Source organism: Streptomyces sp. NPDC004752, assembly GCF_053601275.1.
In genome coordinates, this window is the sequence record NZ_JBSGBN010000051.1 from 1 (window position 1) to 16,333 (window position 16,333).

12 protein-coding genes and 1 pseudogene are annotated in these 16,333 nt (G+C 71.4%); 7 read left to right on the plus strand and 6 right to left on the minus strand.

What is annotated here, in order from left to right:
• Positions 1-60 precede the first annotated feature (60 nt).
• Positions 61-4,056 carry a metallophosphoesterase gene (locus tag ACWEKM_RS21820; protein ID WP_451622839.1) on the minus strand — a complete coding sequence of 1,332 codons (3,996 nt, stop codon included), beginning with the start codon at positions 4,054-4,056 and terminating at the stop codon, positions 61-63.
• A gap of 612 nt (positions 4,057-4,668) precedes the next feature.
• On the opposite strand from ACWEKM_RS21820, the gene ACWEKM_RS21825 reads away from it, so the two are divergent.
• A complete protein-coding gene (locus ACWEKM_RS21825) occupies positions 4,669-5,820 on the plus strand; it encodes a serine hydrolase domain-containing protein (protein ID WP_451622840.1) in 1,152 nt (383 codons plus the stop codon).
• A gap of 83 nt (positions 5,821-5,903) precedes the next feature.
• Here ACWEKM_RS21825 and ACWEKM_RS21830 read toward each other — a convergent pair whose 3' ends face one another.
• Both ACWEKM_RS21830 and htpG read right to left on the minus strand, forming a co-directional pair.
• Positions 5,904-6,443, minus strand: a complete 540-nt coding sequence (locus tag ACWEKM_RS21830) for a hypothetical protein (protein WP_451622841.1) — start codon at positions 6,441-6,443, stop codon at positions 5,904-5,906.
• 723 nt (positions 6,444-7,166) lie between these two features.
• Positions 7,167-9,068 (minus strand): molecular chaperone HtpG, encoded by a 1,902-nt coding sequence (gene htpG, locus ACWEKM_RS21835; RefSeq protein WP_451622842.1) that lies wholly within the window; start codon positions 9,066-9,068, stop codon positions 7,167-7,169.
• 135 nt (positions 9,069-9,203) lie between these two features.
• On the opposite strand from htpG, the pseudogene ACWEKM_RS21840 reads away from it, so the two are divergent.
• Together ACWEKM_RS21840 and ACWEKM_RS21845 are read left to right on the plus strand one after the other, a co-directional pair.
• Positions 9,204-9,314: pseudogene (locus tag ACWEKM_RS21840) on the plus strand (short-chain dehydrogenase); the annotation flags it as partial.
• Positions 9,315-9,454: 140 nt separating this feature from the next.
• Positions 9,455-9,787 carry a MazG nucleotide pyrophosphohydrolase domain-containing protein gene (locus ACWEKM_RS21845; RefSeq protein WP_451622843.1) on the plus strand — a complete coding sequence of 111 codons (333 nt, stop codon included), beginning with the start codon at positions 9,455-9,457 and terminating at the stop codon, positions 9,785-9,787.
• A 183-nt stretch (positions 9,788-9,970) separates the two neighbouring features.
• On the opposite strand, the gene ACWEKM_RS21850 is transcribed toward ACWEKM_RS21845, so the two are convergent.
• Together ACWEKM_RS21850 and ACWEKM_RS21855 are read right to left on the minus strand one after the other, a co-directional pair.
• Entirely contained in the window at positions 9,971-10,330 is a 360-nt protein-coding gene (locus ACWEKM_RS21850; protein WP_451622844.1) for an SAV_915 family protein, read from the minus strand.
• Between the two features lie 237 nt (positions 10,331-10,567).
• Positions 10,568-11,584: a cation diffusion facilitator family transporter gene (locus ACWEKM_RS21855; RefSeq protein ID WP_451622845.1), complete on the minus strand. Its 1,017-nt coding sequence runs from the start codon at positions 11,582-11,584 to the stop codon at positions 10,568-10,570.
• Positions 11,585-11,824: 240 nt separating this feature from the next.
• Between ACWEKM_RS21855 and ACWEKM_RS21860 the strand changes: the two genes are divergently transcribed.
• Positions 11,825-12,250 carry a DUF6174 domain-containing protein gene (locus ACWEKM_RS21860; protein WP_451622846.1) on the plus strand — a complete coding sequence of 142 codons (426 nt, stop codon included), beginning with the start codon at positions 11,825-11,827 and terminating at the stop codon, positions 12,248-12,250.
• Between the two features lie 50 nt (positions 12,251-12,300).
• On the opposite strand, the gene ACWEKM_RS21865 is transcribed toward ACWEKM_RS21860, so the two are convergent.
• Positions 12,301-12,807, minus strand: coding sequence for a hypothetical protein (locus tag ACWEKM_RS21865; protein ID WP_451622847.1), 507 nt, complete (start codon positions 12,805-12,807; stop codon positions 12,301-12,303).
• 375 nt (positions 12,808-13,182) lie between these two features.
• Here ACWEKM_RS21865 and ACWEKM_RS21870 point away from each other — a divergent pair, with 375 nt between their 5' ends.
• The 3 genes from ACWEKM_RS21870 to ACWEKM_RS21880 all read left to right on the plus strand — a co-directional run bounded on the left by ACWEKM_RS21870 (position 13,183) and on the right by ACWEKM_RS21880 (position 16,251).
• Positions 13,183-13,581 (plus strand): hypothetical protein, encoded by a 399-nt coding sequence (locus ACWEKM_RS21870; protein WP_451622848.1) that lies wholly within the window; start codon positions 13,183-13,185, stop codon positions 13,579-13,581.
• Between the two features lie 136 nt (positions 13,582-13,717).
• On the plus strand, positions 13,718-14,998 hold the full coding sequence (locus tag ACWEKM_RS21875; RefSeq protein ID WP_451622849.1) for a PLP-dependent cysteine synthase family protein: 1,281 nt from the start codon (positions 13,718-13,720) through the stop codon (positions 14,996-14,998).
• Entirely contained in the window at positions 14,995-16,251 is a 1,257-nt protein-coding gene (locus ACWEKM_RS21880; RefSeq protein WP_451622850.1) for an MFS transporter, read from the plus strand. Before ACWEKM_RS21875 ends, ACWEKM_RS21880 begins: the two co-directional genes overlap by 4 nt.
• Positions 16,252-16,333: the final 82 nt, after the last annotated feature.

A 16,333-nucleotide genomic window follows, 5' to 3' on the forward strand; every position in this document is an offset into this window, starting at 1 on the left:
GGACCGCGCGGGTCCGGGGCGGCGGACGACCACCGCCGGGCACGGCCGGCGGTCAGCCGGTCAGCGTCGGCCCTCGGACGGCGCGAACCACTCGTGGTAGGGCGTGTCCGCGTTCCATGTGCCGGGTCGGCCCCGGGCGTCCTTGGTGACGAAGACGCTCGGCTCGGAGGCGGTGACACCGCCGCCGCCGGAGCGGGCCGTGACGAACCACGCGTGGGTGGAACCGGGCTTGAGGTTCTTCCAGGTCACCGAGGCGACCTCACCGGACTTGACCTTCGTTCGCCCGACGACGCCGACCGGGTCGTACAGCGCGACCGAGTCGGTCTCGAAGGTCGTCTTGCGGGAGTTGAGGTCGACCGGCAGCACCATGTTGTCCTCGGTGCCGTCGTAGCGGTGGTCGGTGTCGTACTCGGTGGCGCCGAACTCGTCGAGCAGCGGTGAGTACGTGTCGACGGTCAGCTCGGAGCGGGCCACGTCGAACTGGAGCAACCGGAAGAAGCTCGCGCCGAACTGGAGCCTGCTGTCGGGCTGGTAGCCGCCGATCTCGGTGAGCCCGAGCCGGTCCGCGGACACCGTGTAGAACTGGTAGTCCGCGAGCAGCTCGACCACATCATGGCTGATCTCGCCGACCTTCGGCTTCACGTTGGTGCCCACGCCGTGCTCGTGGCCCGCCAGGATCAGGAACACATTGGGGTTGTCCTGGACCACCGTCTTGAACAGCATCGAGCCGTCGGGCGCGGAGAACGGGGCCCCGCGACCGTCGGGGTGGGAGCTGGGTGCGAGGTAGTCGTGCGAGAGCAGGATGCCGTTGCGGTCGGGGAAGCGCTTGAAGATCGAGTCGGCCCATTCGGCCTCCTCCCGCGTCACACCGTACGACAGGCCGACCACGACGAAGTCCTGGCCGCCGGCCGAGAACAGGTCGTAGTGGTTCTGGTTGTCGCCGGCCCGCCAGGGTCCGCCGTAACTGGCATGCTCCCAGCCCTGCGAGAGCGCCTGGTAGCGGTCGGGGCCGTAGTACTTGTTGTAGATGGCGTCCGGACCGTTCTCGGTTCCCGACTGGTTGTCGTGGTTGCCCGCGATCACACCGTTCGGGATGCCCGCGTCGTCCAGGATCTTCTGCTGCTCGGAGGACACCTCCAGCTCGCCGACGACCTGCTTCTGCGTGGCCTCGTCGGCGGGCTTACGGATGTTGTTCTCGATGATGTCGCCGGTGTGCGCGACATAGGCGATCTTCCGCTTGTCCTTGTTGTCGACGATCCAGCGGGCGACGTCCCCGTACGCCTTCTCCCAGACCGCGCGCTCCTCGGGCGTCTCCTGCTCCACCGCGCCTTCGGACAGGTACTGCGTGTCGGTGTAGTGGACGATCGAGAAGTCGTACGAGCCGGGGTCGGCGAACGCGTTCGGGTCACCGGCGTCGATGTCGTCGGCGAACGGGTCCTCGCCCGTCACCATGACGTGGACCTGCTGGTGGTCGACGTAGGCGCGGTCCAGTACGGCGGTGAGCACCGTGTTGCCCTGGGCGGCGCCGCGGGCGCTGCTCACGACGTCCCACTGGTCGGTGCCGTTGTTCCACACCCGCAGCGAGGCGAGGCGCTCGGGGTCGATGACGCCCTCCCAGCGCAGCACCGGCTGGTCGACGTGGCCCTTCACCCGGACGTCGAACCGCTGGAAGGTGACATCGGAGGAGGAGGGCGCGGCGAGCGTCCTGCCGTCGGCGGGCGCGAGACCGGCGGCCTTGATCCTCTTCTCGCCCTTGACCTTCAGCGTCGTCGGGACGGCGGTGGCCGTGCCCTGGTACACCCGGCCCGGGGTGAGGATCTCGGCCTCGGAGAACGTGGCGGTCACCTCGCCGCCGTCGGGCTCGGCCACCTTCGCGGACAGCGTGACGTTCCGGTCGGCGTCGGTGGTGCCGGAGGCGGGGGTCAGCTGTGCGGGGGTGTCCGGGATTCCGGTGGAGGTGAACGCCACCTCGCGGGTGCCGGTGTTGCCGAGGGAGTCGGTGGCGGTCACGGAGAGCGTGTGCGCTCCCGCGGACAGGCCGGGTCCGATCGCGGCGCCGGCCTTGACCGCCTTGCCGTCCAGTTTGATGTCCGGGCCGTTCACCACGCCCGAGAAGTCCTTCATCTGCACGCCGAGTACGACCGACGCGGTGATCTTCTGGTCGGCCTTGGGGGTGCTGCTCGCGATCTCGGGCGCCGAGTTGTCGGTGACCAGGACGCGGGTGGCGGTCTTGCCGGACTTCGAGGTGGCGGCCAGGGTGTGCTGCCCGTCCTCGATCTTCGCGGTGTCGAGGTCGGCGCGGACGCCCTTGGCCGGGCCGTCCACGAAGAACTCCAGGTCGACCTCGGTCAGCGGGTTGACGTTGTCACCGCAGTTGCCGTCGCCGAAGCTGTAGGAGCCCTTGACCATGCGGCCCTCGGCGGTGCCGCCGAGGGGCGTCAGCGTGATGCCGGACAGCGCGAAGTCGTCCCGGTTTGCGCCGCAGGAGGTGGCGTAGGTGCCGGTGACGACGTCGATGGTGTTCCAGCCGGGCACCAGCCACTCGTTGGGGAAGGTCAGGTCGACGTGCCGGCTGACATGGTCGGCGTCCAGCACGAGCCGCTGACCGTTCACCAGGATGTGGTTCTGGTAGCGGGCCTCGATCGAGTTGCCGCCCACGGTGAAGCCGAGGGTGGCGTTGCCGGAGCCGAGCGTGTCGGTGACGGATACGGCCGGGGCGGCGATCGTGTAGTGGAGTTCGGCCTCGGGCAGGCGGTCGGCGGCGCTGCCGCAACTGCCGTCGCCCATCGCGTAGGACGCCGCGATGTCCTTGCCGGTGACGGTGGCACCGTCCAGGGCGAGGCGCAGGTCGGAGATGTCGAAGTCGTCGCGGTTGTTGCCGCAGCTCTCCTTGTACGGGCCGGTGACGACCTTGATGGTGTTGTCTCCGGGAACCAGGAACCGCGCGGGGATCGCGATGTCCACCCGCTGACTGACCCAGGTGCCGCCCAGATCGATCCGCTTGCCGTTGACCAGCAGGTGGTTGTCGTACTTGTCGTCGAGCGAGTTGGCGCCGACGTCGAAGGAGAACGTGGCCGCGCCGTTGCCCAACTGGGGTGTGGTGACAGGCTTTTCGCCGTCCACGGTCAGCGCGGACACCGCTCCGTCGGCGCCCGCCGGGAAGTCGGCGAACACCGGCTGTCCACCCTTGACCAGGGTGCCGTCCTTGGGCAGCAGCCGGGGGGCGCCCGCCGGGGCGTTGTTGACGGTCACCTTGTTGGTCACCGTCTTGCGCGAGGCGGTGGTCGCGGTGAGGGTGTGCTCGCCGTTGGCGAGTTTCGTGGTGTCCAGGTCGCTGTGCAGGCCGGTGGTGCCCTGCGGGTCGCCGAGGACGAAGAAGCTGAGCGTCGCCTCCTTCAGCAGCGAGCTGTTGGAGCCGCAGTTGCCGTCGCCGAAGGAGTACGTGTACTCGTTCTCCTCGCCGTCCGCGACCTCGCCGAGCAGGGTCAGCTGGATGTCGGACAGCACGAAGTCGTCGTGGTTGGTGCCGCACGAGGTCTCGACGGTGCCGGCGAAGATCTGAATCTTGTTCTCGCCCTTGACGAGGTGCTCGTTCGGGATCTCGATGGTGCCGCGCTCGTTGACGAGGTCGCCGATGTCCGCCCGGTACTCGCCGTTGACCAGCACGTAGTTGTGGTAGCGGGACTCCGTCGAGTTCGAGCCGACATCGAAGCTCAGCCGGGACACCCCGACGGTCTTCTCGGCGTCGATCGCCTTCCCGTCGACGGCGAGCCGGGTCACGGAGTCGCCGGCCAGGGTCGGCGTGGCCGCTACCTTCCGGGTGCCCTCCAGGTACGACCCCTCGCCGGGGGTGAGGGTGGGCAGGGTCGTCGCGTTCTGGCTCGACGAGTTCTTCTTGTCCGTGGCGCGCCGGTCCGTGTCGGTGTCGGCGTACGCCACCGTCAGGTTTCCGCCCACCAGGACGAGCGCGGTCAGAGCGGCGCCCGCAAGCCGCTGCCCGCCGGATCCGCCACCCTTTCGTCTTCGCCCCAGTGTTGGCCGCAGTGTTGGCCGCATCGGCAGCCGTCCTTCCTGATCGCTCCAAAAGTGAAGGGCACACCGTGAACCACAACGGACATGCCCATGGCGAATCCTGGGCACTCCGGGTGAACACCGGTGGTGGACCTGTGGACGAACAGCGGAATGGTCTTCCCGACCCAGGCCGCCGAGCCGCGCGACACGCGGGGGGATCACGGCGTTCGACGGCGCCGGGACCCGCCGTCCGCGGACCGGGTGCGGACCGGGTACGGACCGGGTACGGACCGGGTACGGACCGGGTACGGACCGGGTACGGCGGCGGCCGTCAGGCGGGCTGCGGTCCGGGTCGGCGCCTCGGGGCCTGCAGAGCGGCAAGGGCAGGGGGTCGGTCAGTGCCGTGGGGGCGCCTGAGTGCTCATGCACGAGGAGGGGCCCGACGAGAACGGGCCCGACGAGCAGGACCTCTGCCGGGCCCAGTCCGGTGACGGCTGTCCCCCTAGGTGCGAATCCCCGGCAACTCGCCGTTGTGTGAGGGGATTTCATCCGGGGGGTGCCGGGGTCGGATGCCCTCCTCGCCGACGATTCAGCGGGCGGTGCGGCACCGGAGGATGGCGCCACCACCTGGACGCCGGTCTTCTCAAGGAGCCCTGTATGCAACCGTGTAGCCGCCGCACCGTCCTCGCCGTCTCCCTCGCGCTTGCCGTGACAGCGGGCCCACTGGCGGCCCCCGCCTTCGCCGCGCCCGCCACCGCCTCACACGCGACGGCGGCGCCCGATGCCGCGGCGCTGAGGGCCGCGCTCGCCGGTCTGCCAGGTATCGACGCGACCGCCGCGCTGGTCCGGGTCGGCGGCACCGACGGCAGGTGGCGGGGCAGCGCGGGCGTACACGATCTGGCCAGTGGACGGGCGGCAGACCCCAACGCCCTTTTCCGGGCCGGTTCGACGACGAAGGCCGTGACGGCGGCGACCGTGCTGCGGCTCGCGGCACAGGGCGGGGTCGAGCTGGACGCGCCGATCCAGCACTACCTGCCGTTACTGCTCACCCCGGACTTCGAGCCGATCTCCGTACGCCAGTTGCTGAACCACACCAGCGGCATCCAGGCGGGCGACGGCTGGGGCGACGCCTTCGAGGACCAGTACGCGCACCGCTTCGACACCCTGCCCCCGGCCCAGGTGGTGGCGTCCGCGGTGGCGAAGGGCCCGGAATTCGCCCCGGGCGAGCGGCAGCATTACCTCAACATCAACTACACGATCCTCGGCATGCTGATCGAGAAGGTCACCGGACGTTCCTACGCCTCCGCGGCCACCCGCCTGGTGCTGCGCCCGGCCGGGACGCGCCACACATACTTCCCGGGCACCGACCCGCGCGTCCACGGTCCGCACAACCGCGGCTATCAGGTGGTCAAGCGCTCCGACGGGAGCACGCGTTTCGTCGATGTCACGGACTGGAACCAGTCGGACCGCTGGGCGGCGGGCGACATGATCTCCACCACCGCCGACCTGGAGCGGCTGATCACGGCGGTCTTCCGGGGACGGATCGTGCCGGAGCCGCAGTTGCGGGAGATGTTCACGCTCCCGCCGGGGATCGACGACGCCATCTACAGCGCGGGGCTCCAGCGGTTCGAGTACGACCACACGGTCTACTGGCTCAAGTCCGGTGCCCGCTACGGGTACAGCACGGCGGTCGCGGCCACCCGGGACCTGAGCCGCACGCTGGTCTACTCGGTCAACTCCACCGATGCCAAGGGCACGTCGCGGAACCCGGTCGCCGAGCGCATCGCCATGGCCGCGCTGGCGCGGTAGGGGCGTGTGCCAGGGCCGGTGTTCCTCCTGTCGACGACGGTCACCTCGAACCCGGCGCAGCGCTTCAGCAATGTGACGGCTCGTCAGCGAGTTAGCGGCTGTGTGGAGTCGGCGGTCACAGGGGTTCTGCGGGCGGTACTCGGGGCAGCGGGTCGAGGTGGGCGGCGGCGGGGTCGGTGAGGAATGCGGTCAGGGTGTGGGCGGCCTCGCGGCGGCGGGCCGCACGGGGCGAGGCCGGTGGGGTCGATGAGGGCGCCGTCGGTGTCCTCGCGCAGGACGGGGGCGCTCCAGATCACGGACCGGGCGAAGGAGTCGGCGCCCGCGCGGACGGCGGCCGGGCCTGCGGTGGTGAGCCGGTGCTTGTCGCGCAGGACGAGGACGGCCCGACCGGACAGCCGACGGAATTCGGCGATCCGGCCCTTGCCCGACGTGCCCCGGTCGAGGGTCAGTTCACTGGATCCGGCGCCGGTGGAGAGGGACGCGGTCAGCAGGAAGGGGGTGTCGAAGCGGCGGACGAGGAGGAGTGTTCTCCCCGCTTCACCCTCGGGCCGGTCCGGGTCGGCGACCAGGCCGAAGAGGGGACGGTCCGGGTGGCTGCGGAACTCGGCACGCGATGGGGACACGGTGGGACTCACTCTCCGCCGGGCGGGACGGTCGGGGCATCGACCGATGCTAGGCGCTCCGCTGGGTGGGGCGTGAAGGGGGCGTTGGTTTGTGTGCGGGGTGTTGTAGTCGGACGGACGCGCCGTCCCCCGCGGCGGTGTTGTGGCCCGGACGGGCCGTCCATTGCCCGCGGCAGCGTCGTGGCTGGGCGCGCCCAGGCGGCGGAGCCGCATATCGACACAGCCCCGCGCCCCTTTGGGGCACTGCCTGGACCCCCGGTCCTGATGCGGCCCCGGCACTTCTGTCGTCCGGCCGGGATACCTGACCGGGACACCTGACCGGGACACCTGACCGGGCCCGGGTCCGGCACACCGGAGGAGGACCTTCATCAGCGCACGGCCGTGACCGCGGCCGCGGCCTCGCCAGGTCGGCAGCAGGTCGAAGTGCGTCGTCGAGCACAAAGGCCGACTCCGGTTCCGGGTGGACGTAGGGGGGCCGCGAAGGCGGCGGGGAAGACCGCGGGGTCCGCGGGGTGCGGACGGCTGTCCCGGCCCACGTGTGCAAGGCGGACGGCTACCCCGGCCGACGTATGCGGTGCGGACGCAGATGTCCTCGACGGCGTCCTAGTCGGCGGGACGGTAGGCGTACGACGGAAGAGGCGGGCATCCGGGCGTCCTGACCACCTGGGAACACTCCCACCGGGAGCGGACGCGGAGTGCGGGCTCCGCGTCCGCCCGTGCTCGCTACAGCGTGCGCTCCAGCGCGTCCGCGACCAGCCTCACGAAGCGGCCCGGCTCCTTGGGCCGCCCGCCCTCGGCGAGCACCGCCAGCCCGTAGAGCAGTTCGGCGCTCTCCACCAGACCCGAGCGGTCCTCGCGCGCCTTGTACGCCTGGTTGAGGCCCTTCACCAGCAGGTGGTCGGGGTTGAGTTCGAGGATCCGCTTGGCCGCGGGCACCTCCTGCCCCATCGCGCGGTACATGTTCTCCAGCGCCGGTGTGAGGTCGCCCGCGTCGGAGACGACACAGGCCGGGGAGACCGTGAGCCGCGACGACAGACGTACGTCCTTGACCTCCTCGCCCAGCTGGTCCTGCATCCAGCCGAGCAGTCCGGCGTACTCCTCGCTCTGCTTCTCCTTCTCCCCGGCGCCCTTCTCCTCGCCGTCGGTCCCGAGGTCGATCTCGCCCTTGGCGACGGAGCGCAGCCGCTTGCCCTGGAACTCGCCGACGGCGTCGACCCACACCTCGTCGACGGGGTCGGTGAGCAGCAGGACCTCGATGCCCTTGGCGTGGAACGCCTCCATGTGGGGGGAGTTCTCGACGCTCTGCCGGGACTCGCCGGTGATGAAGTAGATGTCGTCCTGGCCGTCCTTCATCCGCTCCACGTACTCCTGGAGCGTGGTGGGCCGGTCGTCACCGTGGGTGCTGGTGAAGGTCGCGACGGCGCAGATGGCTTCCCGGTTGTCGGTGTCGGTGATCAGTCCCTCCTTGAGTACCGCCCCGAACTCCCGCCAGAAGGTGGCGTACCGCTCCGCGTCGTTCGCCTTCATGTCCTTGACCGAGGACAGGACCTTCTTCGTCAGCCGCCGCTGGATCATCCGGATGTGCCGGTCCTGCTGGAGGATCTCGCGGGAGACGTTGAGCGAGAGGTCCTGGGCATCCACCACGCCCTTGACGAACCGCAGGTAGGGCGGCAGCAGCGCCTCGCAGTCGTCCATGATCAGGACGCGCTTGACATAGAGCTGGAGGCCGCGCTGGTGGCCCTGGGTGAACAGGTCGTGCGGGGCGTGCTCCGGCAGGAAGAGCAGCGCCTGGTACTCGAAGGTGCCCTCGGCCTGGAGCCGGACGGTCTCCAGCGGGGCGCGCCAGTCGTGGCTGATGTGCTTGTACAGCTCGTGGTACTCGTCGTCGGTGACCTCGTCGCGCGAGCGCGCCCACAGGGCCTTCATCGAGTTCAGCGTCTCGGGCTCGGGCGTGGAGTCGTCGCCCTCGCCCTTCTCCGGGACCATCCGGATGGGCCAGGTGATGAAGTCGGAGTAGCGCTTCACGATCTCCCTGATCTTCCAGGGAGCGGTGTAGTCGTGGAGCTGGTTCTCGGGGTCGGCCGGCTTGAGGTGGAGCGTGACGGCGGTGCCCTGCGGCGCCTCGTCGACGGTCTCCAGGGTGTACGTGCCCTCGCCTCGGGAGCTCCAGCGGGTGCCCTGGGTCTCGCCGGCCCTGCGGGTCACCAGGGTCATCTCGTCGGCCGCCATGAAGCCGGAGTAGAAACCGACGCCGAACTGGCCGATGAGCCCCTCGGCGCCGCCCGCGTCCTTGGCCTCCCGCAACTCCCGGAGGAACTCGGCGGTTCCCGAGTTGGCGATGGTGCCGATGAGCCGGCCCACCTCGTCGTACGACATCCCGATGCCGTTGTCCCGCACGGTGAGCGTACGGGCGTCCTTGTCGACCTCGATCTCGATGTGCGGGTCGGAGGTGTCGGCGTCGGGCACGTCGTCGCGCAGCGCCGCGAGGCGCAGCTTGTCCAGCGCGTCGGAGGCGTTGGAGACGAGTTCGCGAAGGAAGACGTCCTTGTGCGAGTAGACCGAGTGGATCATCAGCTGGAGCAGCTGACGGGCCTCTACTTGGTAATCAAACGTTTCGGTCGGCATGCTCGGTGTTTACCACACAGGTCCCGCTGTCGCCGGATCCGGTGACCGGCACGTCAAGGCATCAAGTCAGCGCGCTGGTCCGGTTGTTCGACGGGTATCCGCGGGTATCCGCCGCCCGCTGCCCGGGCCCCGGGCCCGCCGCCCCACTTCGATCACGTCTACTCCGGGAACCTCCAGGGCACTTGGCCGGCCATGGCCGCCGAGATCGCCGCCATCCGGGCCACCGCGGGCGTGGGTGCCATCGTCGAGCCGGGTGTGCGAAGAAGACCGTTCCCGGCCGGGGTTGGGGCCGAGAGTTGTGGCCGGGGCCGGACTGGACGTCCGCGGGATCCTCGGCGAGAGTCGGTGCCGTGTGCCTCCGCTCCCCGGACGGAAGGACAGACCCCGTGGACCTCACCCGGATGCAGGACCTGGCCGTACGGATCCATGACCGCTACGACGAGCTGAACCGCCATGAACGCGGGCGGGTCTGGTCGCGCAACGAGTTCATGCTCGGCTTCATGGGAGACGTCGGTGACCTGGCCAAACTCGTCATGGCCGAGGAGGGTGCGCGCGAGGCTCCGGGCGGTCGGGCCGCGCTGGAGCACGAACTCGCCGACTGCCTGTGGTCGGTGCTGATCCTCGCGTACCGCTATGACGTGGACCTCGAACACGCCTTCCGGCGCACCATGGCGGAGCTCGACGAGGCCATCACCGCCCGGCTCCCGCGGCTGCCGTGACGCGGGAACCGCGGGGCGCGGCGGTCGGTCGTCCGCCCGGCCCGGTCACCGCCCCACGTCCCGGCCACGGATGTCGTCCAGGAACTTCGCGCCGGAGCAGGAGCGGTGCACGGCCCGCGGCCCGCGCGCACGGCGACCACCGGCGGGCGGCCGTCGCGGTGGGCACGGGCTCCTTGACGACGCTCATGGTGTCACCGCCTCGCAACCGGCCTTCGGCGCAGCGGTCATGGGCGCCGGGGTGACGGGGACGACCGAAGCGGGTGGCGGCGCGGAGAGCTGCGGATCCACCGTGACGAGGGTGACGCCGAGCGGGGCGAGCAGCGCACGCAGCGCGGGCTCGGCCAGTACGATCCACGCCTGCTCGCGGCCGAGCGTCGCGGTCAGGCGCCGCACCGAGGTGAATCCGACGGCCGTACGGCCGCCCGGAGGAGTGCGGAAGACACATATCGCCTGTCCCCACGGCCCCGGCCGGACCGGGACCAACAGTGGTCCGGCCGGGGGCCGATCAGCGGGCTCGGGGTCGTCGCCGAGGAGTTCTGTCATGGGATGCCTCCGAGAGGATCCGTGTGCTGACATGGAGCTGCTTGACCGCCCCGGACGCGGGGAGGCGGGCCGGGGCGTGGTGTCGACGTTAGGCCCTCCCCCTCGGCTCTCCGACGCCCCATGACGCGATGCTGACGGGCGACGGCCCAACGCTGACGGACCCCTGACACGGCACCGGCACGGCACGGCTACGACCTCGGCCGGGCCCCCGCCCACGGCCGGGCGGTGCGGGGCGGGTCAGTGGGGGTGGGGTTCGTCGCGGTGGGCGGGGCCGTGGGGTTCCTCGCAGTGGCCGGGACCTTCGGTCTGCTCACCGGGACGGGTGACCTGGAGGACGGACTCGGCGACATGGTCGACCTGGAGGGTGGTGTGGGTGATGCCGTAGTCGTGCCGCAGGAGTGCCTCCAGGTCCCGTCGGACAGCGTGGCAGTCGCCGTCCGGGGCGACCAGGACGTGCGCGGACAGTGCCGGCTGGCCCGAGGTGATCTGCCAGACGTGCAGGTCGTGGACCTCGACGACGGTCGGCCGGCCGACGAGTGTGTCGCCCAGCAGGTCCGGGTCGACGTCGGCGGGGGCGGCCTCCAGGAAGATCCGGCCGGACTCGCGCAGCAGCCCGTACCCGGCCTTCGCCATCAGGGCGACGACGACGAGCGTGGCGATGGCGTCGGCCCGCGCGAAGCCGGTGAACACCACGATCAGGGCGGCGACCGCCGTACCGATGAAGGCGAACAGGTCGTTCAGGATGTGCTGGTAGGCGCCCTCGACATTGAGCGAGGCCCGGTTGGCCTTGGAGAGACACCAGGTCGCGACCACGTTCACCGCGATCCCGGCGAGCGCTGTGACCAGCATCGGACCGCCCGCCACCTCCGGTGGCGCGATCAGCCGACGTACCGCCTCGTAGGCCAGCCAGGCACCGAGCAGCAGCAGGGTCAGCCCGTTGGCCTGGGCGGAGAGGATCTCGGCCCGCTTCAGGCCGTAGGTGTATCCGCCGCGGGCCGGCCGGGCGGCGAGCCGCATGGCAACGAGGGCGAGCACGATGGAGACCGCGTCGGTGAGCATGTGTGCCGCGTCCGAGATCAGCGCCAGCGAACTCGCAACGATGCCGACCACGACCTCGGCGGCCATGAACACCGTGATCAGCGTCAGCGCGATGGCCAGCCAGCGGCGGTCGGCGTCCGCCGCCACGCCGTGCGAGTGGCCCGCGTGCCCGATCGCTCCGTGGTCGTGTTCCGCGCCGTGGTCGTGTGCGCTCATCTCGTGTGCCTCCCCGCTCGCGACGGATGCCCGACTCGCAGTGAAACGCATGCCCGAGGCAAACACCAAAGGCTGCACCGGTGACCGTTGTCATGTCCGTTAACCCGCCGCTGACCTGCATAAATTCCTGCCGCATCGAAATGGTCCGGGAGCTGGCGACGGCATGGCCCGTCCGCCACGCCGACCAGCCGCCGCCCGGACCGGTGAACACGGAAACGCGGCTCCGCCGTATGCGACGGGGTGATCGCGACGCCCCGCGGCGCACGCACCGGCCGGGCGTGGGATCCGGCCGGGACGAAGGCCGCCGGGTCGGGCGGAACCAGCTGGGAGGAGCCTGCCGCGTACTCGTACACGCTGACGTCGAGCGCGGGGGAACGGGCGCTGATCGGCACCTTCCGGGTGACCGTTCGCGACGGCGAGGTGGTGAACGCGGTCGGACTCGACGAGAGCGGTCGGCGCGTGGCGGAGCAGTCACCCGCCGCCCTCCCCACGCTCGGCGACCTCCTCGCGGAACTCGACGGGGCACGGCGAGAGAACGCCGCGAGGGCCGAGGCGGACTACGCGGCCGACGGGCACCCGACACGCATCGCGCTGGACTGGGCGGAGAACGCGGTCGACGACGAGGCGCTGTACGTCGTCAGCGCGTTTCGGCCCGCCCGGCCGTAGTCGCGCCGTAGGCGCACCAGGAGGCAGGCCGTATCCGAAGGCAGACCGTGTCAGGAGGAACTCGGCGCCGGGCTCGGGCCCATCCCGGACATGTGGACGATCGTGCCGCCGGTCGTGGACCTGAACCGTTCGAGCGACTCCGGCTCGGCGCTGATCACCCAGCGCGATCCCACCAGGAAGTCGCCCTGGTACATGGCGGCGGTGTCCAGCCAGGTCCGCTGGAACCGCTCCTCGGGGAAGGTGGTGATGAGGTAGTCGGCCCGCTCGGTGTGGCAGACGCCCTGCCGCAGCTCGTCCGCCTCGATCCGGATCTTGGCCTTGCAGTTCGTCAGACGCGCGATGACCTCGACCTTCGCGGGCGCCACGACCTGGGCCTGCACGGCGGAGATCGCGGGGCTCTTCGACGCCCTGCTCTCGCGGGCCGCGTCGCCCTCGCCCCCGCCGCAGGCCGCGGACAGGGGCAGGAGGGCCAGACTTCCGGCGAAGGCGGCTCCGCGGACCACACGGGCGGGAGTGAAGGTGCGGCCGGGGTGTGATCGCGGTTGCTGCTGGGGCACGTCGCTCGCTCCGTTGTCGGGCCTGCGCGGTCCGCGCGGTGGACGGACGGTCGAGGGGAGATACGGACGAACACCGGTGCGTGTTCACCCGATGCGGCGATCGCATGCATGTCGCCGTCCCCACCCCACGGCCCCTCGCCCGCGGACTTCCGGATCCCCCCGGCCACGGCCCGCCGTCCGACGGACTTCCGGATCCTCGCGCCGCGGCCCGCCGCCCGGCGGACCTTCGGGCAGATCGACGATGCCGGTACGGCCTCCGGCCGACGCGTCGAGAGCGCGAGTGCGCCCCGGCACGCCCCGCCGGAACTTTCCGCACATGGTCGACTACCGTGTGTGCCCATGGTGGCTCGGTCGGTACGTCGCGAGCTCCGGCCCGTGACACCGGCCGGAGCGGCACTGGTGCTGCTGCTCGCCGTACTGGTCCACCTGCTCGGCTGTGCCCACGGTCCGACGTTCGCGGGACCCGCCCCGGCCGACACTCCCCTGCTGGCCGGGGCGGCCTACGGCCGGGTGTCGCCGCCTTCCGCCGTTCCGGTCACGCAACCCGCGCCGCCCTCCGGGGACGATCTGGCGCACTGCGAAGACGGGGACGAGCCGACGGTTCTGCCGCCCCGGGACATCGCCTCACCCGTCCCCGCCGCGGACGGCACCACACCGCCCACCGCGGCAGACGACAAGCTCCCGGCCCCGAGGACGGGCCCGCCCGCGGGTCCGGCTCCCGGTACGGACACGGCCGGCCGGTCGAGGGCCCGCCTGGGCGTGTGGAGGTCCTGATCGGCCGCTGAGCCGCACGACGAGCGGAGGCTTCGGGCCTGCCGCCGCGATGTGCGCCGACCGATCAGTCCCCCACTCCTTCGACCACGGCGGCCGACCACGTGCTCGTACTCCTCGGCCGCGGGAGAAGCACGCCATGAACCAGCACGACGGCACTTCGCTGCCGCATTCCCCCGTCCCGCATTCCCCCGTCCCGCATTCCCCTGTCCAGCCTTCCGCCGTCCAGCCTTCCTCCGTCCAGCGCTCCCCCGCCCGGCACGCGCCCACCCCGCACGCACCCGCCGTGCACGCCCCCGCCCGGTTGCCGGCCGACGCCAGAGATCCGCTGCACACCCCCGCCGGACTCGTCGGCGACACCCCCGTCCTGTGGATCGGCGCACCCTTCACCGCCGCCGGACGCGGCTTCTGGGCCAAGCTCGAAGGGCACAACCCCGGCGGCATCAAGGACCGCACCGCCCTGTACATGGTCCGTGCCGCCCGTGAGCGCGGTCGGCTGCTGCCCGGTGCCCGCGTCGTCGAGTCGACCTCCGGCACCCTCGGTCTCGGTCTGGCCCTGGCCGGCGCCGTGTACGGCCACCCGGTCACCGTGGTCTCCGACCCCGGCATGGAGCCCCTGATGACGGGCCTGCTCACCGCCTACGGCGCCGAGGTCGACCTGGTCACCGACCCGCATCCGGAAGGCGGCTGGCAGCAGGCCCGCCGCGACCGCGTCGCCGAGATCCTCGCCGCCGTCCCCGACGCCTGGTGTCCGGACCAGTACCACAACCCGGACAACGTGGCCGCCTACGCCCCGCTCGCCCGCGAACTGGTCGCCGGGCTCGGCCGTATCGACGCCCTGGTGGTCTCCGTCGGCACCGGCGGCCACTCCGCGGGCATCGCATCCGTCCTGCGCGGCTTCTTCCCCCGGCTGCGCGTGGTCGGCGTGGACACCACCGGTTCCACCATCTTCGGCCAGCCCGCGGCACCCCGTCTGATGCGCGGTCTGGGCAGCAGCATCTACCCGCGCAACGTCGCCTACGACCTCTTCGACGAGGTGCACTGGGTGGCCGCGCCCGAGGCGGTGTGGGCCGCCCGTCAACTGGCGCGGCACCACTACGCCACCGGCGGCTGGAGCGTGGGTGCGGTCGCGCTGGTCGCCCGCCGGCTGGCCCGCATCCTGCCCGCCGATGACCGCATCGCCGCCGTCTTCCCCGACGGGCCGCAGCGCTACGTAGGCACCGTCTTCGACGACGCCTACTGCCGGCGGCACGATCTGCTCGGGCACCCGCCCGCCGACGAGCCGGACGAGATCCACGACCCCGGCGAGCGGGCCGTCACCCGCTGGACGCGCTGCACCCGGGTCACCGACCCGCTCGCGGGTGACCGGGTTCCCCGGTTCTCGGGTGCCGTTACCCGGTTCCCGGGGGCCGTGCGATGAGGAACCTCTGGCGGCAGACCCGCTCTTTCCCGCCCGCCGTACGGCTGTTGATGGCCAATCAGTTCGCCATCAACCTCGCCTTCTACATGCTCATGCCCTACCTGGCCGTCCATCTCTCGGGTGCGCTCGGTCTCGCCGCCTGGGCGGTCGGACTGGTGCTGGGCGTGCGGAACTTCTCCCAGCAGGGCATGTTCCTCATCGGCGGCACCCTCGCCGACCGCTACGGCTACAAGGCCCCGATCATGGCGGGCTGTCTGCTGCGCACGCTCGGTTTCGGGCTGCTCGGCTGGGTCGACAACCTGCCCGCGCTGGTCGCCGCCTCCGCCGCGACGGGTTTCGCGGGCGCCCTGTTCAACCCCGCCGTGCGCGCCTACCTCGCCGTCGAGGCGGGCGAGCGCCGCGTGGACGCCTTCGCCCTCTTCAACGTCCACTACCAGGCGGGCATGTTGCTCGGCCCGCTCGTCGGACTCGGCCTGCTGGCCGCCGACTTCAGGGTGGTCGGCACGACGGCGGCGGGCGTCTTCGCCGTACTGACCCTGCTGCAGTGGCGCGCGCTGCCGGCCCGGCACGACGCGGCGGCCGACACCGGCGCCAGGCGGGAGGGGGTGCTCGCCCAGTGGCGCGGGGTGGTGGCCAACCGGCCGTTCCTGCTGTTCGCCACCGCCATGATCGGGTCGTACGTCCTGACGTTCCAGGTCTATCTCGCCCTCCCGCTGGCCGCCGCCGACGCCCTGGGCGCGGACGGTACGGCGGTCACCAGCGGCCTGTTCGTGGTGTCGGCGGCCGTAGCGATCCTGGGTCAGCTCCGGCTCACCGGCTGGGCCAGGCGACGCTGGAGCGCCCAGGAGGCACTGGTGCGCGGGCTCACGGCGATGGGGCTGGCCTTCGTGCCGCCGGCGCTCGTCCCGCACCACGCCGGCGCGGTGGTCGTCGCCGCTCTGCTGACCGCGGTGGTGCTGCTGGCGGCGGGCAGCGCGGTGGTCTATCCCTTCGAGATGGACACCGTCGTCTCACTGTCCGGGGACCGGCTGGTCGCCACCCACTACGGCCTCTACAACACCGTCTCCGGCCTGGGCATCACCCTCGGCAACCTCGCCACCGGGGCGCTGTGGGACTTCGCCGTACGGCACGGCGTCCTCTGGCTCACTTGGGGCGCCCTGGCCGCGACGGGGCTCGGGTGCGCCGCTTCGATCGCGGCGCTCGCGCGCGCCGGGCGGCTCACCGTGCGGCAACCGCGGCGGGCGACCGCCTGACCGCGGTGCCGGTGCCCTGGCCACCGCCGGGCCGTCCGGGCAGCGGCTGTTCACCGCGGTCCCGGCCCGCCGGCACGGCACC